The organism is Rhodococcus sp. 077-4, assembly GCF_047782425.1.
Lineage (GTDB): Bacteria > Actinomycetota > Actinomycetes > Mycobacteriales > Mycobacteriaceae > Rhodococcoides.
This window is the reverse complement of the sequence record NZ_JAJPWC010000001.1, coordinates 1,274,184-1,297,486: the sequence shown is the minus strand read 5'-3', so window position 1 is coordinate 1,297,486 and position 23,303 is coordinate 1,274,184. Positions and strand designations below refer to the sequence as shown.

Annotated in this window: 27 protein-coding genes; 9 read left to right on the top strand and 18 right to left on the bottom strand. The window is 64.4% G+C overall.

Translation table 11 applies throughout. The features are described 5' to 3' along the window. Positions 1 to 46: 46 nt before the first annotated feature. Positions 47 to 916, bottom strand: a complete 870-nt coding sequence (locus ACNEOT_RS06330; RefSeq protein ID WP_415973044.1) for an SMP-30/gluconolactonase/LRE family protein — start codon at positions 914 to 916, stop codon at positions 47 to 49. A 54-nt stretch (positions 917 to 970) separates the two neighbouring features. Between ACNEOT_RS06330 and ACNEOT_RS06325 the strand changes: the two genes are divergently transcribed. Then, entirely contained in the window at positions 971 to 1,717 is a 747-nt protein-coding gene (locus tag ACNEOT_RS06325) for an amidohydrolase family protein (RefSeq protein ID WP_415973042.1), read from the top strand. A gap of 15 nt (positions 1,718 to 1,732) precedes the next feature. Here the strand turns inward: ACNEOT_RS06325 and ACNEOT_RS06320 are convergent, their stop codons facing one another. Continuing rightward, positions 1,733 to 2,215, bottom strand: a complete 483-nt coding sequence (locus tag ACNEOT_RS06320) for a DUF456 domain-containing protein (protein WP_415973040.1) — start codon at positions 2,213 to 2,215, stop codon at positions 1,733 to 1,735. Between the two features lie 37 nt (positions 2,216 to 2,252). Next, on the bottom strand, positions 2,253 to 3,449 hold the full coding sequence (purT, locus tag ACNEOT_RS06315) for a formate-dependent phosphoribosylglycinamide formyltransferase (protein ID WP_415973039.1): 1,197 nt from the start codon (positions 3,447 to 3,449) through the stop codon (positions 2,253 to 2,255). Between the two features lie 96 nt (positions 3,450 to 3,545). Here purT and ACNEOT_RS06310 point away from each other — a divergent pair, with 96 nt between their 5' ends. Next, positions 3,546 to 4,622 carry a CaiB/BaiF CoA transferase family protein gene (locus ACNEOT_RS06310; protein WP_415973037.1) on the top strand — a complete coding sequence of 359 codons (1,077 nt, stop codon included), beginning with the start codon at positions 3,546 to 3,548 and terminating at the stop codon, positions 4,620 to 4,622. 83 nt (positions 4,623 to 4,705) lie between these two features. On the opposite strand, the gene ACNEOT_RS06305 is transcribed toward ACNEOT_RS06310, so the two are convergent. Then, on the bottom strand, positions 4,706 to 6,187 hold the full coding sequence (locus tag ACNEOT_RS06305; RefSeq protein WP_415973035.1) for a PLP-dependent aminotransferase family protein: 1,482 nt from the start codon (positions 6,185 to 6,187) through the stop codon (positions 4,706 to 4,708). Here ACNEOT_RS06305 and ACNEOT_RS06300 point away from each other — a divergent pair. After that, positions 6,168 to 6,803, top strand: coding sequence for a methylated-DNA--[protein]-cysteine S-methyltransferase (locus ACNEOT_RS06300; RefSeq protein WP_415973033.1), 636 nt, complete (start codon positions 6,168 to 6,170; stop codon positions 6,801 to 6,803). The two genes, ACNEOT_RS06305 and ACNEOT_RS06300, sit on opposite strands and share 20 nt — an antisense overlap. Before the next feature lie 67 nt (positions 6,804 to 6,870). Here ACNEOT_RS06300 and ACNEOT_RS06295 read toward each other — a convergent pair whose 3' ends face one another. The 9 genes from ACNEOT_RS06295 to ACNEOT_RS06255 all read right to left on the bottom strand — a co-directional run bounded on the left by ACNEOT_RS06295 (position 6,871) and on the right by ACNEOT_RS06255 (position 13,526). Next, the gene (locus ACNEOT_RS06295) at positions 6,871 to 7,311 is read right to left on the bottom strand and encodes an LGFP repeat-containing protein (RefSeq protein WP_415973032.1); all 441 of its coding nucleotides are present in this window, start codon (positions 7,309 to 7,311) and stop codon (positions 6,871 to 6,873) included. An 89-nt stretch (positions 7,312 to 7,400) separates the two neighbouring features. Beyond that, a complete protein-coding gene (locus tag ACNEOT_RS06290) occupies positions 7,401 to 8,921 on the bottom strand; it encodes a S24/S26 family peptidase (RefSeq protein WP_415973030.1) in 1,521 nt (506 codons plus the stop codon). A gap of 83 nt (positions 8,922 to 9,004) precedes the next feature. Further along, positions 9,005 to 9,601, bottom strand: a complete 597-nt coding sequence (locus tag ACNEOT_RS06285; protein ID WP_415973028.1) for a SipW-dependent-type signal peptide-containing protein — start codon at positions 9,599 to 9,601, stop codon at positions 9,005 to 9,007. Beyond that, positions 9,598 to 9,867 carry a hypothetical protein gene (locus ACNEOT_RS06280; RefSeq protein WP_415973026.1) on the bottom strand — a complete coding sequence of 90 codons (270 nt, stop codon included), beginning with the start codon at positions 9,865 to 9,867 and terminating at the stop codon, positions 9,598 to 9,600. Before ACNEOT_RS06280 ends, ACNEOT_RS06285 begins: the two co-directional genes overlap by 4 nt. Continuing rightward, positions 9,864 to 10,106: a hypothetical protein gene (locus ACNEOT_RS06275; RefSeq protein ID WP_415973024.1), complete on the bottom strand. Its 243-nt coding sequence runs from the start codon at positions 10,104 to 10,106 to the stop codon at positions 9,864 to 9,866. Before ACNEOT_RS06275 ends, ACNEOT_RS06280 begins: the two co-directional genes overlap by 4 nt. Further along, positions 10,103 to 10,705: a signal peptidase I gene (locus ACNEOT_RS06270; protein WP_415973023.1), complete on the bottom strand. Its 603-nt coding sequence runs from the start codon at positions 10,703 to 10,705 to the stop codon at positions 10,103 to 10,105. Before ACNEOT_RS06270 ends, ACNEOT_RS06275 begins: the two co-directional genes overlap by 4 nt. Continuing rightward, positions 10,702 to 11,262 carry a hypothetical protein gene (locus tag ACNEOT_RS06265; RefSeq protein WP_415973021.1) on the bottom strand — a complete coding sequence of 187 codons (561 nt, stop codon included), beginning with the start codon at positions 11,260 to 11,262 and terminating at the stop codon, positions 10,702 to 10,704. The genes ACNEOT_RS06270 and ACNEOT_RS06265 overlap by 4 nt, the downstream gene beginning before the upstream one ends. 9 nt (positions 11,263 to 11,271) lie before the next feature. Then, a complete protein-coding gene (locus tag ACNEOT_RS06260) occupies positions 11,272 to 11,820 on the bottom strand; it encodes an alternate-type signal peptide domain-containing protein (RefSeq protein ID WP_415973019.1) in 549 nt (182 codons plus the stop codon). Positions 11,821 to 12,236: 416 nt separating this feature from the next. Next, positions 12,237 to 13,526 carry an adenylosuccinate synthase gene (locus tag ACNEOT_RS06255; protein WP_415973017.1) on the bottom strand — a complete coding sequence of 430 codons (1,290 nt, stop codon included), beginning with the start codon at positions 13,524 to 13,526 and terminating at the stop codon, positions 12,237 to 12,239. A 202-nt stretch (positions 13,527 to 13,728) separates the two neighbouring features. Between ACNEOT_RS06255 and ACNEOT_RS06250 the strand changes: the two genes are divergently transcribed. The 3 genes from ACNEOT_RS06250 (at position 13,729) to ACNEOT_RS06240 (ending at position 15,749) form a co-directional block, all read left to right on the top strand. After that, positions 13,729 to 14,394, top strand: coding sequence for a hypothetical protein (locus ACNEOT_RS06250; protein WP_415973015.1), 666 nt, complete (start codon positions 13,729 to 13,731; stop codon positions 14,392 to 14,394). Then, entirely contained in the window at positions 14,391 to 15,164 is a 774-nt protein-coding gene (locus tag ACNEOT_RS06245) for a site-2 protease family protein (protein ID WP_415973013.1), read from the top strand. Before ACNEOT_RS06250 ends, ACNEOT_RS06245 begins: the two co-directional genes overlap by 4 nt. Before the next feature lie 117 nt (positions 15,165 to 15,281). Further along, positions 15,282 to 15,749 carry a pyridoxamine 5'-phosphate oxidase family protein gene (locus ACNEOT_RS06240; RefSeq protein WP_415973011.1) on the top strand — a complete coding sequence of 156 codons (468 nt, stop codon included), beginning with the start codon at positions 15,282 to 15,284 and terminating at the stop codon, positions 15,747 to 15,749. Here ACNEOT_RS06240 and ACNEOT_RS06235 read toward each other — a convergent pair. From ACNEOT_RS06235 to ACNEOT_RS06225, 3 genes are all read right to left on the bottom strand, one after another. Beyond that, positions 15,739 to 16,668 (bottom strand): cation diffusion facilitator family transporter, encoded by a 930-nt coding sequence (locus ACNEOT_RS06235; RefSeq protein ID WP_415973010.1) that lies wholly within the window; start codon positions 16,666 to 16,668, stop codon positions 15,739 to 15,741. The genes ACNEOT_RS06240 and ACNEOT_RS06235 overlap by 11 nt on opposite strands. A gap of 79 nt (positions 16,669 to 16,747) precedes the next feature. After that, the gene (locus tag ACNEOT_RS06230; protein WP_415973676.1) at positions 16,748 to 17,815 is read right to left on the bottom strand and encodes an FUSC family protein; all 1,068 of its coding nucleotides are present in this window, start codon (positions 17,813 to 17,815) and stop codon (positions 16,748 to 16,750) included. 52 nt (positions 17,816 to 17,867) lie between these two features. Continuing rightward, positions 17,868 to 18,284, bottom strand: a complete 417-nt coding sequence (locus tag ACNEOT_RS06225; RefSeq protein ID WP_415973009.1) for a DUF3151 domain-containing protein — start codon at positions 18,282 to 18,284, stop codon at positions 17,868 to 17,870. Between the two features lie 149 nt (positions 18,285 to 18,433). Here ACNEOT_RS06225 and ACNEOT_RS06220 point away from each other — a divergent pair, with 149 nt between their 5' ends. Then, positions 18,434 to 19,282, top strand: a complete 849-nt coding sequence (locus tag ACNEOT_RS06220; RefSeq protein WP_415973007.1) for a hypothetical protein — start codon at positions 18,434 to 18,436, stop codon at positions 19,280 to 19,282. 64 nt (positions 19,283 to 19,346) lie between these two features. On the opposite strand, the gene fbaA is transcribed toward ACNEOT_RS06220, so the two are convergent. Further along, a complete protein-coding gene (fbaA, locus tag ACNEOT_RS06215; RefSeq protein WP_415973005.1) occupies positions 19,347 to 20,387 on the bottom strand; it encodes a class II fructose-bisphosphate aldolase in 1,041 nt (346 codons plus the stop codon). Positions 20,388 to 20,688: 301 nt separating this feature from the next. Here fbaA and ACNEOT_RS06210 point away from each other — a divergent pair, with 301 nt between their 5' ends. Continuing rightward, positions 20,689 to 21,393: a VTT domain-containing protein gene (locus tag ACNEOT_RS06210; RefSeq protein WP_415973674.1), complete on the top strand. Its 705-nt coding sequence runs from the start codon at positions 20,689 to 20,691 to the stop codon at positions 21,391 to 21,393. A 37-nt stretch (positions 21,394 to 21,430) separates the two neighbouring features. Further along, positions 21,431 to 22,117: a DedA family protein gene (locus ACNEOT_RS06205; RefSeq protein WP_415973004.1), complete on the top strand. Its 687-nt coding sequence runs from the start codon at positions 21,431 to 21,433 to the stop codon at positions 22,115 to 22,117. 21 nt (positions 22,118 to 22,138) lie between these two features. Here the strand turns inward: ACNEOT_RS06205 and ACNEOT_RS06200 are convergent, their stop codons facing one another. Further along, on the bottom strand, positions 22,139 to 23,275 hold the full coding sequence (locus ACNEOT_RS06200) for a glycoside hydrolase family 76 protein (RefSeq protein WP_415973002.1): 1,137 nt from the start codon (positions 23,273 to 23,275) through the stop codon (positions 22,139 to 22,141). Between the last annotated feature and the right edge of the window lie 28 nt (positions 23,276 to 23,303).

Here is a 23,303-nt window from a genome sequence, read left to right as displayed (position 1 = left end):
TTAAGTGCCCTCTGCGGCACATAACCACACCACTGCGCGGAGCGCTCTACACGCGAACGGCCAACAGCTTGCCCTCGGTTTCGATTTTGCGTTGATGCTCGTTGAAATCCGGTGCAGCGCAGACGAACAGCGTTCTGCCGTCTGATCCGCCGAGTCCGCAGGCGAAAACCCCGAGATCGAAATCGAGCTGTCCGAGAATCTCCCCGCCCGGCGCAACGTGCAACACCCGCTGACCCAGCGCGTCGGCGATCCACATCGTGCCGTCGGTGTCGATGCAGCATCCGTCGGCAGCCACCTTCAGCTCGCTCATGGCCGTCGCCATGTCCGTCGACGACGGCGGCTGGCCGAACGTCGCCCAGTCGCGCCGCTCCCCCAGCGATCCGTCCTCGGCGATATCGAAGGCACTGATCCGATTGCCGACCGTCTCGTCCACCAGCAGTTGGCCCGAGTCGGTGAACGCCATCCCGTTGGGGAAGTACAGGTCCGACGCCACGACGTGCGCGGAACCGTCCGGGTCGACGCGAATCAGGTCGGCCGTCTCGACGGGAGCGAAGTTCATCAGATCGAACCCGAAGTTCCCGATGTACGCGCGGCCCTGTGCGTCGACCATCATGTCGTTGAGATTCGCGGAGACATACGTCGACAGATCCGCGTGCACGGTCAGTGAGCCGTCGTGCTCGCGCAACAGCAGCTTGTAGTCGCGCATCGACACGATCAGCAGCCGGCCGTCGGGCAACCACCCCAGTCCCGACGGCTGATTGGGCACCTCGGCTTCGACCCGTACGTCGGATCCGTCCTCGAGGGCGGACACGACGCGATGAGAGTAGAAGTCCGATACCCAGATCCTCCCCTCGTGCCAGCGTGGACATTCGAAATAGGTGTATCCGTCGAGAACTATGGTGGTCTCCGGTTTCATGTTTCGAATTCAACACCGTGCACGGTGGTCGCGACGGCGAACGAGTGAGCTGGCATGCTGGGGCCCGTGTTCGACGCCCACCTACACATCATCGATCCCCGATTTCCGCTGATCGAGAACCACGGTTTCCTGCCCGATCCCTACACCGTCTCGAGCTACCTCTACGACGTCGACGGGCTCGGTATCACCGGTGGTGCGGTGGTCACGGGATCGTTCCAGGGCACCGATCAGACCTACCTGCTGGCTGCACTGGAGACTCTCGGACGCGGTTGGGTGGGCGTCACTCAGATCGACCCGGGCTGCTCCGACGAGGACATCGTCGCGCTGAACGACGCAGGCGTGCGGGGAATGCGGTTCAACCTCAAACGCGGCGAGACCGACGTCCGAATGCTCACCGAGCAGGCGCGTCGTGTCCACGACCTGGTGGGGTGGCACGCCGAGCTGTACGTCGATGCGTCTCTGCTGCTCTCGCTCGAACCGATACTCGCGAAACTACCGGCGGTGAGCATCGACCACCTGGGCCTCTCGACGCAGGGCCTGCCGTACCTGCTGAACCTCGTCGATCGCGGAGTACGCGTCAAGGCAACAGGATTCGGCCGAGTGGACCTCGACATCATCGACACGCTGCAGAAGATCCATCGCGTGAATCCAGCGGCGTTGATGTTCGGCACCGATCTACCGGGCACCCGAGCCCCGCGTCCGTTCTCGGAGAACGACATCGACATCATTTCTCACGCTGTCGGCGGCGACCTTCCGGCCGTGCTCGACGGTAATGCCCGGGCTTGGTACCGCGTTCCCTGATTCTTCTCGCGCGGCCTAGAGGAGAAGAGCTCCGCCGAGCCACACCGCAGACGCGAGCAATGCGCCGAACAGCTCTACCAGAATCGACAGCCCGGCAGCCTTGGTGGCGTGCACAGTCGATCGCCAGGCCTCGGAATGGTTGCGGTGCCTGGGTACTTCGGCCACGTAGACGCCTGCGATGAAGCCGATGAACAGTCCGACGACAGGGATGACGAAGAACCCGACGATGCCGAGCAGACCGCCGACCATCAGCGATCGCATCGGCACGCCTGCCTCCCGCATGCGACGTCCGGGCCAGGTGTACTTCACGACGCCGCTGATCACCAGCAGCACCGTCGCGATCGCGAACACCGTCCACGCTCCTACTCCACCGGTGAGCCACGCCCACACCGCGACAGCCGCGAAGATCGCGATGGTGCCGGGCAGAATCGGAACGACGATACCGACGAGGCCGACCAGAATCACCAGGCCGACCAGGACCTCTCCGAGCATGCTCATGGGCACAGTGTGCCCTGTCCCCACATCGAACGCTGCGTCAGACGGTGGGGCGGACCTTGCCCGCTGCCTCTCGCGCTCTGCTCCGAGCCGTCTCGACATCCGAGGCCGTCGAAACCGCGACACCCATCCGACGCCTGACGAAACTCGTCGGTTTGCCGAACAGACGTAGATCGGTCTCGGGGACGGACAACGCGTCGGCGACTCCGTCGAAGTGAACACCGTCCGCGTCGACGCCGCCGTAAATCACCGCCGACGCACCCGGCGACAGCGCAGTCGTATCGACCGGCAGCCCCAGAACCGCGCGGGCATGCAGCTCGAACTCCGAGAAGCGTTGCGTACGAAGCGTTACCAGGCCCGTGTCGTGCGGACGCGGACTGACCTCGGAGAAATACACGTTGTCGCCCTGCACGAACAGTTCCACGCCGAACAACCCGCGGCCGCCGAGCGCCGTCGTGATTCGCTCGGCCACATCACGCGCACCCGCCAGGGCCGCGTCGGACATCGGTTGTGGCTGCCAGGACTCGATGTAGTCACCGGACTCCTGCAGATGCCCGATCGGTTCACAGAACGACGTTCCGTCTGCTGCCCGGACAGTGAGAAGTGTTATCTCGTAATCGAAGTCGATGAACCCCTCGACGATGACGCGACCGAGATCGACGCGGCCACCCTTCAGGGCGTAGTCCCACGCAGCCTCGACGTCGGCTTCGCTGCGAACGACGGACTGCCCCTTGCCCGAAGACGACATGACGGGCTTGATGACGGCAGGAAAGCCGATGGTGGACAGTGCTTCTCGTACGTCGTCGAGCGAATCGGCGAACGCGTACGGAGAGGTCGGCAGCCCCAGCTCCTCGGCGGCGAGACGCCTGATGCCCTCGCGGTTCATCGTCAGCTGCGTCGCGCGGGCTGTCGGTATGACCACCGTCCGGCCTCGGGCTTCCACCTCGGCCAAAGCGTCGGTGGCGATGGCCTCGATCTCCGGTACGACGAAGTCCGGCTGCTGCGAATCGATCAGCGCCAGTAGCTCTTCGGGGTTGCTCATGTCGATGGTGAACGCGTGGTGCGCCACCTGGTGCCCGGGGGCGTTGTCGTAGCGGTCGACGGCAATCACCTCGACACCGAGGCGTTGGAACGCGATGATCACCTCTTTGCCCAGTTCACCTGCTCCGAGCAACATGACCCGGGTGGCCCCGGGAGTCAGTGGTGTACCGATACGGACGGGTTCGGGGGCAGTCACAGCCCCATTATCCACACCCCGATCAGTTGGACGCCCTAGTACAAGTTAGTCTCCATTCACACTCGCAGCTGATGACGTCGAAACGGGGCAAACAACGTGTCGAACACTGGTGGACCGCTCGCAGGACTTCGCGTTCTCGAACTCGCGGGCATCGGGCCCGGCCCGCATGCCGCGCTGCTGCTGGCCGACCTCGGCGCAGACGTCGTTCGGGTCCAGCGCGCCGGGCAGGTCTCTCCGCACGACCACCAGCTCCGTAGCCGCACCATCGTCGAGGCAAACCTCAAGGACCCCGCCGATATCGAGAAGGTGCTGGGACTGATCGAGCGCGCCGACGTGCTGATCGAGGGCTTCCGCCCCGGCGTCACCGAACGTCTCGGCCTCGGACCCGACGACGCTCTCGCTCGCAACCCGCGCCTGGTCTACGGCCGCATGACCGGCTGGGGCCAGGAAGGTCCATGGGCCCAGACCGCAGGCCACGACATCAACTACATCTCGGTCACGGGCGTGCTCAATGCGATCGGCCGTGAAGGTGAGCGGCCCGTTCCGCCGATGAACATGGTCGGCGACTTCGGCGGCGGCTCGATGTTCCTCGTCTTCGGCATCATGGCAGCGCTCTACGAGCGGCAGAATTCCGGACAGGGCCAGGTGGTCGACGCGGCCATGGTCGACGGCACCGCCGCACTGTCCCACATGATCTGGGCCTGGCGAGGCGTCGGAGCCTGGAGCGACGACCGCGGGGTCAACCTGCTCGACACCGGAGCACCGTTCTACGACACGTACGAAACCTCCGACGGCCTGTACATGGCAGTCGGGTCGCTCGAGCCGCAGTTCTACGCCCAGCTGCTCACCGGACTCGGCCTCGCCGATGCGGACCTGCCGCCGCAGATGGACAAGTCACGCTGGCCCGACTTGCGCGAGAAGTTCACCGCCACATTCCTGACCAAGACCCGCGACGAATGGGCCGCGATCTTCGACGGCACCGACGCCTGCGTATCGCCGGTCCTCACCTTCGCCGAAGCCCCTGACCACCCGCACATGAAAGATCGCGACTCACTCATCGACATCGGCGGGGTCACGCAACACCGCCCGGCACCGCGGTTCTCCCGCACCGCAAACGGAGTCCCGACGCCACCGCCGGCGACCGCCACCGACATCGCGTCGGTCTGGGCCTGATCATGTGCGCGAACTCGAAGTCAGGGATGGATTTCGGCTGATTTCCGTCCTCAGCTTCGAGTTCGCCGTCAGAACACGGCCGCTCAGAACACCAGCGCCGGCTGCTCCGCCTCTGCACTCGGGGCCAGGGCTCGGTACGCACCGGCCGTAGCCATCACTGCGGCCCGCAGTTCTTGCGGCTCACGGGTGTACGGCAATCGGAGGTATCGCTCGAACGCGCCCTCGACGCCGAATCGTGGGCCCGCCGCCAGTACCGCTCCGAACGCAGGAGCGGTAGCGGCGAGCGCACTCGACACCGGTGCGGGCAGCTGCAACCACAGCGACATGCCGCCCTCGGACCGCCGATAACGCCAATTCGGAAGGTGTTCGGCCAGAGCGTCTTCCAGCACATCGCGTCGTTCACGCAGTTGCGACCGGCGAAGCTCGAGCGCCGGTTCCGCATCCTGCAGCAGGAACGACGACGCCAACTGGTCCATGATCGACGTCCCGAGGTCGTGCGCTGCGCGCGAGCCTGCAAGCTGCGAGACGAGTGACGGATGCGCCCTGATCCACCCGATGCGCAGGCCACCCCAGAACGATTTGGATGCCGAACCGATCGTGACGATGTCCGACCCCGACACCCGCCCGAACGACGCTACCGGCGGGGGCGGCGGGGCGTCGAGCCACAGATCCACCATGGTCTCGTCGACGATGAGCGTCATGCGAGTGTCGCGGGTGATGCGTGCGAGTTCGGCCCGACCCTCGGCGTCCAGTACCTGCCCGGTGGGGTTGTGAAAATCCGGGATCAGATAGGCCACCTTGGCGGCCGTTTGCCGTGCCGCACTGCGAATTCCGTCGAGATCCCAGTCACCGTCCGCAGGACGCACCGGAACCGGCACCGGCCTGGCACCCACCCGCCTGATGGCCTCGAGGGCATTGGGATAGGTCGGGTGGTCGATCAGGACCCGATCCCCCGGCGAGGTCAACGTACCCAGCAGCAACCGGACTGCTTGCTGCGCACCGGAAGTCACCATGATCTGATCTGCTGTCGTCGGCAGGCCACGTTCGACGAAGCGTTGCGCGATGGCCTCCCGCAGCACCGCCAGACCGATGGGCTCCATGCCGTGCGTCGGCAGATAGGCCGGAAGTGCTTGCAGCGCAGACTCGTACGCCGCGGTCATGGTGCCGTCCGCCGCCGCCATCGCGGCATGAGACATGTCCACCACCGGACCCGAGGGTGACGTCGAATGGACCAGTAGTCCGTTGGGGGTGGGTGCGGCAGGCAGCGCTACAGTACTGCGCGATCCTTGCTTGCTGATCAGATATCCCTCGTCGCGCAGCACCGAGTACGAGGAGGTGATGGTGGTGCGGCTGAGATCGAGAGCCGCGGAGAGATCGCGTTCACTCGGCAGGCCCACGCCGAGCGGAATGCGGCCGTCGTGGATGAGCAGACGCACGCCGTCGGCCAGCGCGCGATACGTCGGTCGGGACGCCTTGCGCCTACCGGATCCATCCGAGGACGCGTCGCCGCGCCAGCTGCCGAGATCGCGGGCCAGTGACGTTGCATTGAGCACTCTCGAAGCCATACACACCAGTATTCGCCCACTGGCCTCCGACATTCAAGTCCATTGGGCGATCTACTGGACTGCTGCCGAGGGTCAGGTGGATACTGGTCCCATGCCGAGCTGCGCACTCTTCGACACCGCCATCGGCCGCTGCGGCATCGCCTGGACCGAGGACGGAGTGGTCGCGGTCGCGCTACCCGAACCTTCGGACGAGGCGATGATGGACTACCTGGCCGGCTTCGGCGCGACGGACGGACCGATCGATGCACTCGCCGCCGACGCGATCGAGCGAATCGTTGCCATCCTCGACGGACGTCCGGTCGACATGAGTCCGATCCCACTGGTCCTGAAAGTCTCCGAGTTCGACGCCTCGGTGTACACGATATGCAGCTCGATTCGCCGGGGCGCGACGCTCACGTACGGTGACATCGCCCGCCGACTCGGCCAACCCGGCGCAACCCAGGCAGTGGGTGGCGCGCTCGGCCGCAATCCCGTGCCGATCATCGTGCCGTGCCATCGGGTGCTCGGCGCCGGCACGGAAGTCGGCGGCTTCTCGGCACCGGGTGGGGCGAATACCAAACAGCGAATTCTCGGCATCGAAGGAGTGTCGGGATTCGACGAGCCGACATTGTTCTGAATTGCCAGAATGATCGATCGAACTGTTCGACCGAATAAACCGTCCGAAACAGCGAGAAGGATTGGCTTCAGGCGGAAACACCGAAGGCCGAAACAGGGCTGTCGACCGCCGATACCAATACAGCGTCCGGACCCGGACTGACATCGGATTCCTCGCGCCGACCACCGATGGTGAACGCACCGACATCGGGCAACCACCCGATAGCCCCTCGCTGAAAGAGGTTGTACCTGCCGGAGCCTGTGGGCGTCGGACGCTCGTTGCTGATCGGATAGCCAAGTGCGCCATAGGGTCCCCCGTGACCGAGGTACCAGTCGAGAATAGGACCGTGCACTTCGTGCGCGCCACCTTCGGGAAGAGCGAACACCGTCGCGTGTGCGAATTCGAGCATCCCCCCGCCCTCGGGGCCGAGCATGAATTCACCGGCCTGTGCGCCGATCCAGGGATGTTCGTAAGCGAAGCGATCGAATTGGTAACTGAAAACTTCCAATCCGTTGTAATTTTCAGTCATCGCTCCGACCCTCCGTCGCTTTACCTGGCTCGATTATCCACCAGGCGAGCAAAGACGCACTCCGATTCGGACATATATCTGAACTCGGGCTATTTCAGGAGCACGGCAATGTCGGATGGAATCCGATCGGTCGCCGTCGGATCGATCACCGACCGCGACCACGAGCCACCCGTGCCGGCCAACCGAACGAGCTGATCAGGTCCGAGCAACCACAGCACATCCCCCGCCGACCAGTGCACGCCGTAGCCATACGCCTCGCTGGAGGTGACCGGAGCGCTGTACTCGACCGTTCCTATGGCGTCGACGATCTGCAGAGTCGGGGTGCCGGCCACATCGACCACCCGCGCAGTGGACGCGCCCGACGGCGAGGTCACCGGTGCCGTCAAAGCCGCAGGAGCCGGCGGGAAAGCGGTGGTCGTAGTCGGCGGGACGGTGGTGGTCGTAGTCGGCGGGACGGTGGTGGTCGTAGTCGGCGGGACGGTGGTGGTCGTAGTCGGCGGGACGGTGGTGGTCATCGGCGAAGGGGCCGTCGTCGAAGGCACGGTCGTGGTCGTCGGCGGAGGGGCCATCGTCGAGAGCACGGTCGAGGACGTCGACGGTGCCAGCGCCTGCGGGGCGCTTCGGGCGGCTGCACCGGCCGGAGCGCTGGCAGGTGCCGGCGTGCTGGAAATGCAGGTCGTGATCGCACCCGTGAAAAAGTTGACTGTCCACGTACCTGCCGACGCCGAACGAAAATCTCCCAGTCTGGCGCGAAGAGTAAACGTCCTGTCGCCGATCATCCCTGAAGTGAAAAGCGACCCGACGTCATACGTTCTCGTCGCAGCGGCCGACGGACCCAGGATGATCGGATTGGTCACACCGGTTGCTGCAGGTGTGAAGTCGAGTTGATAGCTGTAGGCGGTGTTGACGTTCGGCCAACTCAACCGAGCACCGACCAGAAAGACGTTGGTGCAGTTGAACGACGCCGGCCTCAGCAGTACGGTTCTGAACACCCCACTGGTTGCAACCGCCGAATCGCCCAGTTGCGCAAGCGTGGTGGGGGTTTGCGCCGAGGACAGGCCCACTGCGCCCAACGTAGCCACCGCGATCAACACCGTGAGCGGAGTTCTACTGTGTCTACCCCTGGGTCGATCCTGTTCTCCACCTTCGGGTTCCGCTGTGATCGTGCGGCCCCTTCTGGGAGACCACGCGACCATCAGCAGCACGCCCACCAGAACGCCACCGGCGAACACGGCGACGGGACCGCTCAGCCAACTGACCGCGTAGCCGAGTTTCGGCACGCTGGCGACCACCCGTCCGACCTCCGAGACGATGTACGACTCCGAGTCTCGCTCGGCGTTGGCGTCGCCCTGGAGGAACAACTGGGCGCTGTCGGTGCCGACTGCGCCGATCTCCACGACCCGGTGCGTGATACGGCTGCCGGCTGCGTTGGTGACGTTGACGATGTCGCCGACCCGTACCTCGGTCGCCGCGGTCTCCTTGCTGATTGCCAACGCCCCGGTATCGATCGCGGGAGCCATGGAACCCGACCGGAACACGAGGGGCGTCACGCCGAACAGCAGCGCGCAGGCAGCGATCGATACGCACAGCAGACCAGCGAGCGCGCCCATCGTGAGTGCAACCTCGCGAAAAACGTTTCGTTGCCTTGTGGGAGGCAACTCCTGCGCGGGCCGAAGATTCGATTCCGACATGGTCAGCTCGAACTCGCTTGCAACGTGTAGGTGACCGTTCCGGTTGCGCCCAGCGCGGGGACTACGGTACCCGAGGGCATCGTCACGCTGATGCACAGCTGATCGGTTGAACCGACCGCGATCGACCGAGGGAAACTGGTGAACGACTTGGAGGTTCCGAGTCCAGTGACGGTGCTCAATGCGGTTCCACCACAGGTGGCTGCCGCGAACACCGAGGAGTTGAGCAGGGTGCCGATTCCGTTGTTGCTCGCGACGACGGACAGCGTGTAAGAGAACGGGACGGTTCCGGAGTTGCTGACCAACAGCGGGGCCGAGACGGCATTACCGGGAATGATGGCAGTGTTCGTCAGAGCCGTACTGAATGCCGCCGGATTGTTGTCCTCGGCAGGGTTGCCCACTTTGATATCGATCCGTCCGGTCGTGAACACGCCCGACGTGGCTGTGGCCGTATCCGACCATGCAGCAAGGGTTCCCACCGCTCCGAGGCCGAGCACGATGCCGATGGACATGATGGCCCGGGCGCGCGCGCTGATGAGCGCAGCACCGACTCGGCGGAGTACCGCCCTCGGTCCTTCTGTGTCTCTCGAACGAGACTTCACGGCTGCGCCCCTTCCTGTTCGAGTCCTCGGCCCAGAAATTCCGAGCACGCGGGGGTGGTGCGGTCGTCCCACTCCACCACGAGATCGATGGCTGCAGAGGACGCTCGGGTGTCGTTTGCGGCTGAGTCGGCCATCGTGATCGTGGCGTCGATGCGTCTCTCCTCCCCGGCCGCGACATCCGCCTGTGCGCACGTGCCGAACGATTGCCCGGCAATCGACACACTCAGCGCACGGGTGAACGCCGGATTGTCACTGTCGAGAATCACTTGCACGCGGCCGTCTGCGTCGGTGCCGTTGTGGATGTGGAACTGCGATACCCGACTGTCCCAGGGACCCATCGGATGTTGCTGTCCATCAACGGCTCCGCCAAGCTCGGCGTCCAGGTTCTGCCGTCGCTGCTGTAGCTGACGGCTTGGACCGGTCGCGCGGTCCCAGCACCGATGAGCACGACGATAGCCAGCACCACACATCCGGCGGCGATGACCACGGACACGTTGTAGGTCATGACGCTGTGGACTCCTTCCGCTTCCTTCGGTGATCGACGGCTGCACCGCCGAACATGAACAGCGCGTAGCCGGCCAATCCGATGACGATGACCGTCACAGTGATCGTTCGCTGTTCACCGTTGAGCCAGTTGTTGACGTAGCCCATGTACGGCACCGAGTACCAGACCTTGCCGCGAATCTGCCCTATCTGCAACGGGTTCTGGTCGTCAGAATTGTTGTTGTCCCCGCGGGTGACGTAGGTGGTGATACCTTGGCCACTTTGCCGAGTCGCCACGATGCGGTGGGTCACCACTTCGGGCTCGCCCGAGCGGATTTGATAAGTGATCGGCGTGCCTACCTCGAGTTCGGCCGCGTCGGCGGGCTTGACCACCACCAAACTTCCCGGTGGGTACGTCGGCTTCATCGAGCTGGTGAGAATCGTGTACGGCGTCGAACCGGTGACCCTCGGAACCACAACGGTCACAGCGAGAACCGACAGCATCGCCGCGAGCAGCGCGTACGACACGACCCGGCTCACCCACCACCGCACACCGGTCCGCGCCTTCTCGGAAACGATTGCTGCAGTGTCGATGACGTCCGTGTCGTCGTCGGCCGTCATGCCTGATCCGCCCTGAACGAAAATGTCACCGTCGACGACGCGCTTTGCGGCGGGGTGCCGTCGACTGCAAGCCGGAAGCACCACACTTCGCGGGCACCTGCCACCAACAGTCTGGCCGCCGGTGGGACGGGAGCCTGCGCACCACTGGCATTTCCGTTGTACAGCAGTGTCGTCGGACCCGTCGGTGCGCCTGCCGCCGGGCAATTCACCTCGGCCGCAACCGCTGTTGCAGTCAAGACGAGTGGGACAGTTCCGGTCGACGTGGTCCCTTGCAGCCGGAAGTCGAACGGTACGTTGCCGGAGTTCCGAATCGAGAGCGGCGCTTGGGAAAACCCGTTCGGTCCGAGATTTGCCGACCCGAGAGCAGCGAGAACGTAATCGTTCACTTCTGCTCCGTTCGGTCCGACCTTGATGTCCAAGGTGCCGGAGTTGATGGTCCCGCCGGCAACGATCTGCTCGTCATGCCACAGCGCGCCCGTCGCCTGCGCTGACCCGAAGACCACCACAGCGACGGACGCGGCTGCCGACGCCCAGTACCGGCCGTACTTGTTCGTCACTGCTACAGGTCAGGGACGAACCTGGTCGAGCGTCAGGGTGAAGGCGTTGAGATCGACGCTCTCGTTCTGCGCAATGAGACCGGCAGTGGTCTCGTCGAACGTGATCGTCACCTCGACGGAGATGGTCTGCGGAGACGTCGTCAGCGGAAGGGCGACGGCCGAGCCGTTGGGCAACGATGTTCCACCGTTCACCGACACCTCGGTATCGAGGGCAGCCGCCAGTGCAGGGTCGCCACCCACAGCGGTGAAGTCCGCCGTGATCGAGGCGCGGAGATTGTCTCCTGCCCAGTCGACGGTGTACTGGGTCGAGTATTCGAGAACGTCGCCCGGCACGATGAGGAAACCGGAAGGATCAGCTCCAAGTGCGGCGTTGGGCGTGACCGAGGTTTCGGTCCAGGCCGCCGTTCCGACGACCGGGGCGAAGTTCAGCTCGCCGGAGTTGATTGCACCGCCGGTTACGGTTTCGGTGTCCTGCCAGAGCGCATAGGATCCCAAACCACCGAGCAGCAGTACGGCTGCCGCCCCTGCAGCTATGGCACCTTTGGTTGCCTTGTTCATTTTTCTGCTTTCTTCGGTGGCCTGTTCATAAGGCCGAGGGGGAGATCTGAGCGGATCGTCGGCCATCCGAGGATGCCTTCGCAACTGGTACGAAGATCGCTATTTCGCACCAACCTCCCGGTACGTTACTCAGAGAACGCAAAGGTCCGAAGAGTCTTTAGGCTCTACTTTTCGTGCCTTAAGTTTACACACAAAAGTCGTATGTAAAGCTCATCTGCATTTCGAAAACTGTTGTCCTGCAACAGATTATCGAGACAACTCGGACCATTACAGCCGACAATCCACTTTTCTGCTGACTTTTCCTACTCGATCCGCTGTTTCGATGCGATGCAGACAACCGACGTTCGACGCCCGTGTCCGGACACCAAAAAACCCCGAGGCAGTACGCCTCGGGGCTTCGGTACAGCTGAACTCGTCTACCGCAGAATGTCGCGGCGCACGATGGTCTCGTCGCGGCCCGGTCCGACGCCGATGCACGACATGTATGCACCCGAGAGCTCTTCGAGTCGCAGGACGTAGTTCTGCGCGTTGATCGGCAGTTCCTCGAACGTACGCGCGCCGGAAATGTCTTCCCACCAACCGGGCATCTCTTCGTAGATCGGCTTCGCGTGATGGAACCCGGTCTGCGTCATCGGCATCTCGTCGTGCCGGACGCCGTCGACGTCGTATGCAACGCAGATCGGCACGGTGTCCAGGCTGGAGAGCACGTCCAGCTTGGTCAGGAAGTAATCGGTGATGCCGTTGACGCGAGTGGCGTAACGCGCGATGACGGCGTCGAACCATCCGGTGCGACGTGCACGCCCGGTGGTGACGCCCACCTCGCCGCCCTGCTTCGCCAAATACGCACCGTGATTGTCGAACAGCTCCGTCGGGAACGGGCCCGAGCCGACACGCGTCGTGTACGCCTTGAGGATGCCGAGCACGGTCCCGATCTTGTTGGGGCCGATACCGGAACCGACCGATGCGCCACCCGCCGTCGGGTTCGAGGACGTGACGTACGGGTACGTGCCGTGATCGACGTCGAGCAGGGTGCCCTGCGACCCCTCGAGCAGAATCGTGTCGCCGCGCTCGAGCGCCAGGTTGAGCTGCAACCTGGTGTCGGTGATGCGGTGCTTGAAGCCCTCGGCCTGCTCGAGCACCTCGTCGACCACCTGCTGCGGATCCAGCGCCCGGCGGTTGTAGATCTTCGAGAGCACCTGGTTCTTGAATTCCAGTGCGGCCTCGACCTTTTGGGTCAGGATCTTCTCGTCGAGCACATCGGCGGCGCGGACGCCCACGCGCGCGAGCTTGTCCTGATAGCAGGGTCCGATACCGCGCCCGGTGGTGCCGATCTTCTTGGCACCGAGGAAGCGCTCGGTCACCTTGTCGATGGCCACGTGGTACGGCATGATCAGGTGCGCATCGGCGCTGAGCAGCAGGTTCGTGGTGTCGACGTCACGCTTCTCGAGGCCGTCGAGCTCGGTGAGCAGCACACCCGGATCTACGACGACGCCGTTACCGATCACGTTCTTCACGCCCGGGGTGAGGATTCCCGACGGGATCAGGTGCAGCGCGAACTTGTCGCCGTTGGGAAGGACCACGGTGTGGCCGGCGTTGTTGCCGCCCTGGTAGCGAACGACCCACTGGAGGCGTTCGCCGAAAAGGTCGGTGGCTTTGCCTTTGCCCTCGTCGCCCCACTGGGCGCCGATCAGGACTATCGCCGGCATGTGCTCTCCTACGTTGCTTTTTGCGAGGACGCGCTGCAAAGTTTTGCTCGATCGAACGCAGCCGTCACCATTTGTCGCAGGCGCGACAGTGGCCGGGAGAACAGTCTAGCCGAGCCGGTGAGCTGGCACGCATGCCGCTACGGTGGAGACCCAACGAGGGCACTATGGTCGCTGGAGGGTTGACCGAAGATCAAGGAGCGCCGTGACACCGTTCGTTCTGCACTGCGGAAATCCGCTGCTGCCGATCACGCTGACCGACGTCCCACTGCGCAACGCCGACGCCGTCCCGACCGACGACGACTGCAACGCGCTGTTCGCCGACATCGAATCCGCCCCTTCACCACGCATCGTCGTGCTGGGCGACGACGCCTCGCTGGCCGCCGTGCTGACCAGACTGATGCGCACCGACCGCCTGCACGTCGAGGTCGCCTTCGTGCCGGAGACCGCGACCGACGCCGCCCACATCTACAAACTCGGTACCGGATCCCGCGCTGCGAAAGTTGCGTTGACCGGGACGGCGTCGAGCATGCCCCTCATTCGCGACGACGCAGGCAAGGCCGTCGTCGGTCGTGCGCTCCTCGGCGGTGCAGGCGGCGCAGAACTCGAGGGTGAGGCCTACGTCGACGACACCCGGTTGTTCTCCGGCGTCGTACCGGGCATAGAGGTGGCACCCACTCCGGATCTGCCGGGTCTGCGTGCGCGAGTGATCAGCCGGCATCGCCTTCTGCCCCGCCGCTGGGTGAGCGGACGCGCGATGCAGCTCGGCTCCCCCGCCGCGAACCTGATGCGCGACGGCATCGCCGGCGACAGAACGGTGAAGAGGTCGACGTTCTACCGCCACCATCAGGAGTGGTTGCTGGTCCGATGACGGTTCCCTTGCGCCGCAGTCCCGTTCTACCGAGCCCGGTGTTCGTGGCCGTTCTTGCCGTGGCAGGCGTGGGCGGCGCCCTCGCCTGGACGGCCGAGGACGTCACGTCCTTCACCGCACGTCTCGGGGTGTTCGTTCTGGTACTCGCCGGGTGGATCGCCTCGGTGTGCCTGCACGAATTCGGTCACGCGTACACCGCTTTCCGCGCCGGCGACCGCGAAGTCGAACTGCGCGGGTACTTGACGCTGAACCCGCTGAAGTACACCCACCCGCTGCTCTCGATCGTGTTGCCGGTGGTGTTCATCGCGATCGGGGGAATCGGTCTGCCGGGCGGTGCCGTGTACCTGCGCACCGGCCAGTTCTCGGCGGCGATACAACGCCGCATCGCCCTCGCGGGACCGTTCGCCAATGCCGTTGTCGCCGTGGCACTCCTGATCGTCATCAGGCTGTTCGGAACCGAAGGCACCCATCAGGCATTCTGGTACGGGCTCAGCTTCCTGGCGTTCCTGCAGATCATGGCCACGATCCTGAACTTGATTCCGGTCCCGGGCCTCGACGGGTACGCCGCACTGGAGCCCTCGCTCTCGCACGCCACGCGGGCATCGTTGAACCAGTTCAAGGGCTACGGAATCCTCGTCCTCGTGGCGTTGCTGTTCGTGCCCGCAGTCAACTCCGCATTCTTCGGGTTGATCTACACCCTGTTCGGACTGTCCGGAGTTCCCGAGTTCTTCGCCGGCAACGGCAACTACCTGATGCGTTTCTGGCTGTAGCTCGAGCGCCGGGAAAGACTGCCCGATATCGAACGCGATCGACGGGATTCCGCCGCTGTCGGGAAGTAGCGTGCAGACCTTCCCGACAGTGTCGGTAGTGGGTCGCATACTTCTCCCATGACGACGTGGAACGACTTCTCGACAGCCGCACCGACCCTGGCCTCGGCTGTGCGGGCCAGATTCACCGCTCACAAGCACCATGTCCTCGCGACGCTTCGCGCGGACGGCTCACCGCGTGTGAGCGGAACCGAGGTCGAGTTCGATGAGAGTGGTGTACTGCGTCTCGGTTCGATGCTCGGTGCCGTCAAAGCGCGAGACCTGCAGCGCGACGGACGGTTCGCCATCCACAGCAATCCGGGTCACCATTCGATGGAGGGTGGGGACGCGAAGATCGGCGGCAGAGCTGTCGAAATCACCGATCCCGCTGTGCTGCAACCGATATTCGACGCTGCCCCGGACGAACTGGTTCCGTACCACGTGTTCGACCTCGATATCACCGAGGTCGTGCTGACGTCGCTGGTGGACGATCACATGCAGATCGATGTGTGGCGCCCCGGTTCCGAGGTGCGCACCGTCACCAGGTGAGCTCTTCCTTGCAGGTTCGACCGTGCGCGGTGGGTTCGACCTGCACGGTGGCGTGGTCGAGACCGTACGTCGACAGCAACGACCGGGCACGGTCGAGAACCATCGACGACGACCCCTCGCACTCGAGATGCACTGTGGCCACGTCCATACCGGTCGTCAGCGTCCACACGTGCAGATCGTGAACTCCGGTCACTCCCGGTAGAGCGCCCAGGTCTTCGGTCAGCGCGTCCACATCGACGTCGGCGGGACTCGCCTGCGTGAGAATGCGCAAGGCGGACCCGGCCAACGTGATGGCCCGCGGAACCACCCACAGTGAGATGAGTACGCCGACGACGATATCCACCCAGGTCCACCCGAACACGACCATCAGCACGCCGCCTACGAGAACTCCGACGCTGCCGACCGCATCAGCCAGCACTTCCATGTATGCACCGCGCACGGCCAGGGAATCCTTTGCGTCACCGCGAATGAGCAGCATGACAACGACGTTGGCCGCAAGACCCGCCGACGCAGTGAGGATCAGTGGCAAGCCGGGAATCTCGGGAGCATCGCCGATACGCGAGATGGCCTCGTACATGATGAACACCGCAACACCCAGTAGCAGAACGGCATTCGCAATGGCCGTCAGCACCTCTGCTCGATGCCAGCCGAAAGTCCTTGCCGCTGCGGCACTTCCCTTACGGGCCAGCACCAGGGCGATCAGACCCATCGACATGCCGATCACGTCGGTGAGCATGTGGCCCGCATCGGCGAGCAGACCCAGCGACCCGATCGCCAGGGCGACAGCGGCCTCGACCACGAGGAATACCGCCAGAATCGCCAGCGCGATGACCATCTTGCGCACGCGAGACCTCGGCGGCCCCGCACCTGCGGGCGAGTGCCCGCCCACGCCGTGACTGTGCCCGTGACCCGCACCCATGGCTCCCCCTCGCGATCGAATTCGACTTCAGGGAGTCACCATATGCGTACATGCGCATATATGCAACGGCGTGCTGGGGTCACAACTCCGGCGGGACGTGCGGGTGCTTCACCGTCGGCGGAAGTGTCGCCAACGCGGAAATGCGCTTGAGCCCGGCGACCTGAAGCAGGTCGACGATGATCGACCGCAGTTGCGCCAGCACCACCGTCGCCGAAAGACCGGCGTTCGAGATCAACTCCGGCTTGGCACCGGCTGCGACCGACCGCAACACTCGCGCCGCTTCTGCCGCGTCCGGCTTCTGCCCGGGATCGGCGAGGACCATCTGTCGCAACACCTCCACGGCGTGCGCCAACTTCTCCACCTCGTCGACGACGCGGGGATCGAGGATCTCGTCGTCGCGCACCAGCGTCAACGACCGTCGCGCGAGCACCCGGATATTGCGAACGGCGTTGTCGATGGGATCGGCCGTTGCCGCGAGCGCAGCCAGACGATTGCGGTGATTCCAGTACATCGGAGAAATCCGCGCGATCTCCCGGCCGCCCTTGAGATCGGTCCGCAGAGCATCGATACCGGACTGCGTCGCGCGGGCCTTCTGCAATGCCTCCGCGATGGGCTTGGGATCGTTGGCCATCAACCCGTCGGCCACCTTCTGCAACACAGTCGCAGCCGTCGCCAACACGTTCGCCGCGTCCTTGCGGGCCCGCCACACCGGATGCGTCGGGATCAACGCCACGATCGCGATGCCGACCAGACCACCGACCAACGCGTCGACCATGCGGTTGGGGCCACCCATGTTGCCCGGAGGAATGAGCGTCGCCACCAGCACCGCGGACGATCCGGCCTGCATCGCGATGATCGGCCCGCCGTCGAGGAACACCGCCGCCGACATCGCCAACACCACGACCAACGCGATCTGCCACGGCCCACTGCCGATCAGCGATATCAGCAGATCTCCGACGCCGATGCCCACCGTCACCCCGACGACGAGCTCCGCCGACCGACGCAAGCGCGCACCGAGTGAAACGCCGAGCGAGACGACCGCGGCGATCGGCGCGAAGAACGGGCTGTCGTGACCGACGATGTCCGTCGCCACGAACCACGCCACCCCTGCGGCCAACGCGCACTGGATGATCGGCAGCAGCGACAACTTCAGACGCGCGCTACCCGATTTCAGCCGCTTTCGACCGGCGCGGGCTCGATCAGCCCAGGCCGAGCGCTTCTGCTGCCTTGGGGTCACAGTCTTCGAGGAGGTCGAGGCACCGGGCGTACTCGTCGTGCTCGCTGATGTCGCGGGCAGCTTTGGCGAGGACTGCGACGCATCGGAGGAATCCGCGGTTGGGCTCATGGCTGTACGGGACCGGCCCGAATCCCTTCCATCCGTTACGACGCAACTGGTCGAGTCCTCGGTGATAGCCGGTACGAGCGTAGGCGTACGCGGTGATGGTGGCACCCGATTCGAGCGCGGCCTCGGCAAGGTAAGCCCAGGCGATGGACGCCGTCGGGTGTGCGGCCGCGACCGTCTCGGGAGCCTGGTGGTTCAGCAGGGCAGATTCGGCCTCGTCGTCGCCTGGCAACAGTGTGGGTTGGGGTCCGAGCAGATCACCGAAAGAAGTCATGGCGCTCATTGTGCCCCTACGTCACCGAATCGTGTCCGAACACCCCCGCATCGCTCGTGCTGAGCAGCAGACACGGTCGATAGGCTGCCAGCTGACGAAATCGAGAACATCTGGGTTTTCGGAAGAATTCGGTGAACGAGGGAGAATGTATGCCGGACGAGAAGAAGAAGGCGCCCTCCGAGGCCGACGCAGCCACCGAGAAGATCGACCTGAGCAAGAAGCGGACCGACGAGCGCGTCGATTCCCCGACCGAGAAGATCGTCACCGTTCCAGAGAAGCCGGCAACCTCGGTCGAGAAGCCGGCCGCCTCGGAAGCTGAGCCGGTCACGTCGGAAGCGATGCCGGTTACGTCGGAAGCGAAGCCGGTCGCAAAGCCCATTGCGGCCCCGCGTCGCATCCCGCCGCGAGTCCCGTCGAATTCTCCGGCGAAAGATGTTGCGGCAGAGAAGAAATCGCCGGCAGCCCTCCCGCCGCCGATCGGTCCTCGGAAGATCGAGCCGCAGCAGCCCGCACCCAAGCAGGTCGGTCCTCAGCGAATCGGACCCGCACCGACGGCAACCGACAAGCCGAGTCACAAGAAGTGGTGGGCGGCGTTGGTGGCGGCGGTTGTCGTGATCGCGGCCGTGGCAACAGGTGCGTATTTGCTGAACGACCGGACGAGCGTCGACGAGTCACCGGAGGCCCGGATCAGAACGACCGTCGAATCGTTCACCCGAGCATTGGCCGGCGGCGACCTCGCCACGCTGCGCAGTACCTCGTGTGGTGACCTCGCGACGTTCTACCGAGACATCCCGGACGCGGAATTCGCCGATGTCCACCGCGTCTCGTCGGAGCAGGGCAACATCCCAACCGTCGACAGCATCGACGCCATTCAGGTTTCCGACGATTCCACTGCCATCGCTCAGGTGATCGCGCACACCGACGCGAACCCGAACGATCGGTCGCCGCGCACCTTCGACCTGCGCCTCGAGGGCGATCAGTGGAAGGTGTGCAGCTGAGCACCCATGTGAGCGGAACTTCGTGGCCCACTACGAAGTTCCGCTCACATGCGGCGAAGCCGCTCTATCCTGCGGATACGCTGCGACCTGCGGACTTGAGGTCGTTGCAGGCCTCGACGACGCGGGCGGTCATGCCGGCCTCGGCCTTCTTGAGGTAGCTGCGCGGGTCGTAGGCCTTCTTGTTGCCGACCTCTCCGTCGACCTTGAGCACACCGTCGTAGTTGGAGAAGAAGTGTCCGGCGATGGGACGGCTGAATGCGTACTGGGTGTCGGTGTCGACGTTCATCTTCACGACGCCGTACTCGAGTGCCTCTTCGATCTCGCTCTTCGCCGATCCCGATCCGCCGTGGAAGACGAAGTCGAACGGCTTGGAGCCCGATGCCAGGCCAAGCTTCTCCGACGCGACCTGCTGACCGTCTGCCAGCACCGACGGCTTGAGCTTGACGTTGCCCGGCTTGTAGACGCCGTGCACGTTGCCGAACGTCGCCGCCAGCAGGTAACGCGAGCCGGCGTCGCCTGCGCCCAACGCCTCGACGGTCTTGAGGAAGTCCTCGTTCGAGGTGTAGAGCTTGTCGTTGATCTCGGCCTCGACGCCGTCTTCCTCGCCGCCGACGACACCGATCTCGACCTCGAGAATGATGTTCGCGGCCGCAGCGCGCGCCAGCAGGTCCTTGGCGATCTCGAGGTTCTCGTCGATCGGGATGGCCGAGCCGTCCCACATGTGCGACTGGAACAGCGGGTTCTTGCCGGCGTCGACGCGCTCCTGCGAGATCGCGATCAGCGGACGCACGTACGTGTCCAGCTTGTCCTTGGGGCAGTGGTCGGTGTGCAGAGCGATGGTGACGTCGTACTTGGCGGCGATCACGTGAGCGAACTCGGCGAGCGCAACAGCGCCGACGACCATGTCCTTGATGCCCAGGCCGGAGCCGAACTCGGCACCGCCGGTCGAGAACTGGATGATGCCGTCGCTACCCGCGTCGGCGAAGCCTTTGATGGCGGCATTGATGGACTCGGAACCCACACAGTTGATTGCCGGAAAGGCGAACTTGTGTTCCTTCGCCCGGCCCAGCATCTCGGCGTAGACCTCGGGAGTTGCGATAGGCACGCGTCATTCCTCCAATGGAAGTTCGATAGTGAAGCTCGATTGTGTCCTGTGCAGTATGGCAACCTCCGGGCGCGGTGTCGTGCGTACCCACATCCCAGGTCATTCCGCAGGCTCCACTCCCGCCCGCACCCCTCGGTCATTCCGCAGGCTCCACTCCCGCCCGCGTTCGCCTCGCATCGTCGCCCGTCGAGGGCGACGAACAGGCCATCGGGAACACAGTCGGACGACACCGAGTGTTCAGGACTTACCAGTTTCGGCCGGTAGTGTGGGCGCGGTGAGTCTTCTTGCTGCCTCGGAAACGATGACGACGAACCTGGCCCTGCTGCCCGGTTTCCTCGACCCCGTGAACCTGCTCAACTCCTTCGGTACCTGGGTGTTGGTCGGGCTTCTACTGGTGGTGTTCATCGAGTCGGGGCTGCTATTCCCGCTGCTCCCCGGAGACTCCCTGCTCTTCACGGCAGGTCTGATCGCGGCATCGAAGTCCACCGAGATCGAGCCGTTCGCGTCCATCTGGACGCTCGTCATCCTGATCCCCATCGCGGCCATCCTCGGCGATCAGGTCGGCTTCCTCATCGGCACCAAGGGCGGCGCTGCCCTGTTCAAGAGCAACGACTCGCGCTTCTTCAAGAAGAAGTACATCGACGAATCGCACGCATTCTTCGAGAAGCACGGTCCCATCACGATCATCCTGGCGCGCTTCGTGCCGATCGTGCGCACGTTCGCGCCCGTCGTCGCCGGTGCGTCGCACATGAAGTACTCGCTGTTCCTCACCTACAACGTCGTCGGCGGCATCCTCTGGGGCGCGGGCGTGACGCTGCTCGGGTACCTGCTCGGGCAGATCGCGTTCATCCGCGATCACGTCGACATCATCTTCTTGATCATCGTTGCCGTGTCCGTCCTGCCCATCGTCTTCGAGGTCGGCAAGCGCATGATCAAAGCCCGTAGGACTCCGCTCGGGGAGGCAGCCGACGCGATCGAGGTCGACGCCCCGGACACCAAGTCCTGATCGAGATCCTCCGAAAGAGATCCAGCCCGTGTACTCGATGAACACAGCACTGCAGGCCGTGTCCACTCAGGCTGTCGGCAGCTTCGGCCCGCTGCAGACGGCGGGCCCCCTCGTCGTGTGGATCGTCGTCATGACCTTCGTGTTCATCGAATGCGCGGTGATCATCGGCCTCTTCCTACCCGGGGATTCGATGCTGATCACGGCCGGAATCGTGATGGCGACACATGCGTCGGGCACCGGTCACATCTGGGCACTCTCGGTCGGCGCGATGGTCGCCGCCATCGCAGGCAACCAGGTGGGATACATGATCGGCCATCGGACCGGCTCGACGCTGGTGGCCCGCAAGAACGGCAAGTACCTCAACACCAAGAACCTGCACAAGGTGAATCTGCTGCTCGAGAAGCACGGCTTCTGGGCGGTGCTCGTCGCACGCTGGATCCCCTGGGTCCGCACCCTGTGCCCGCTGGTCGCAGGTGCTGCGAAGATGGACCACCGCCGCTACACCATCGCCAGCACACTCGGCGCAATCATCTGGGCACCGGTGCTGCTGTTGATCGGGTTCTACTTCGGCTCCTTCATCGAAGGCATACCGTGGTTGATGCCCGTGGTGCTCATCAGCATGATCGTGCTGCTCGTCGTCGGAACCGGACTGGGCATCTGGCAATACCGCAAGGAGATGGCACGCCCCGCGGAGACCATCGAGGTAGACGAAGTAGTCGATTAGGCGGTCAGGGTCGGCAGTCGGTCAGAAGCCTGCAACCGCGACGCGGTAGGCCGCTTCCATGAGCATCCAGCCGCCGAGTTGGACCGAGAGATCGCGCTCCGGCACGTCGGACGGACGAACAGTGCCTTCGGCGAAGGTAGCGATGTGCAGGCCTTGGCCCGGGAATCGCGCTTCGCGTGTCCAGTCGGCTCCGAACAGTGGATTGTCTTCCACTTCCAGCCGGTTCTCCCACGCGGCCTCGGCCGAGTTCAGCACGATCGCGGCAGCGAGTTCGCGCGCTCGGTCGTCGGCGTCGGAGTCACCTGGTAGCTCCACCGCGACCATGGCCAGGTAGCGGGCGAGGATGGGGTTGAACAGGCCGCCGTCGCCCCCACCGCCGCCGGTGATGACGAGGTTGCGGGTCAGGTGGTTGTCGACGGCGTCGACCAGCTCGTGCACTCGCTTCGCATGCCGTGGTTCGCCCAGGAGAACAGCGAGCTCGGTCTCGAGTCCCAAGGTGACGCCCTGGCAGTAGCTGTAGACGGCGCGCTCCATTTCGCCGGGTTTGCCCGCGTCGACCAGTGCGCGGGTGGAGTGCATTCCGTCGAGAATCAATCCCGTGCGGGAGTCCTTCAGGGTGCGGTCCATCCAGTCGGACATTTCCTGCGCTCGCCACAGCCGACCCGTGCGCGCGAGCAGGATTGCGGCCGGTCCGTTCGCCGGAGCGTTGTAGAAGTCCGACTTCTTCCGCCACGGGATGCCGCCGCCCTCGGCCGGAGCCCAGGCGTCGAACAATTCCATCTCGATCTGCTGGATGCCGCCGCGATTGTCGACGAAGTGCTGTCGTTGCGCGCGCTCGAGCGCCAACCCGAGCCACGCCATGTCGTCGTAGTAGTTGTTGGTCCACCCGCTGATGTTGCGGGTGCGATGCGCCCGAGTGATCTTGTTCAATCGCCGACGGCGTTTGGCGGTCGGATCACGGTCGGCAGCATCGACCGCGCAATCGAGCAGGTGGGCCTGCCACCAGTAGTGCCAGCGCAGGAACAACCGTTCACGACGAACCGGAGGCCAGGCGACGACTCCCAATGCCGAGCCCGGCAGCCCCCACAGCCGACGCATGTGCCGTGCGACGACGGCCCCCTCCGCGGCGTCCGCACGCTGCGACCACAACTCCTGCATGCCCGCAATCCTGCCACTAGCGTTGCTG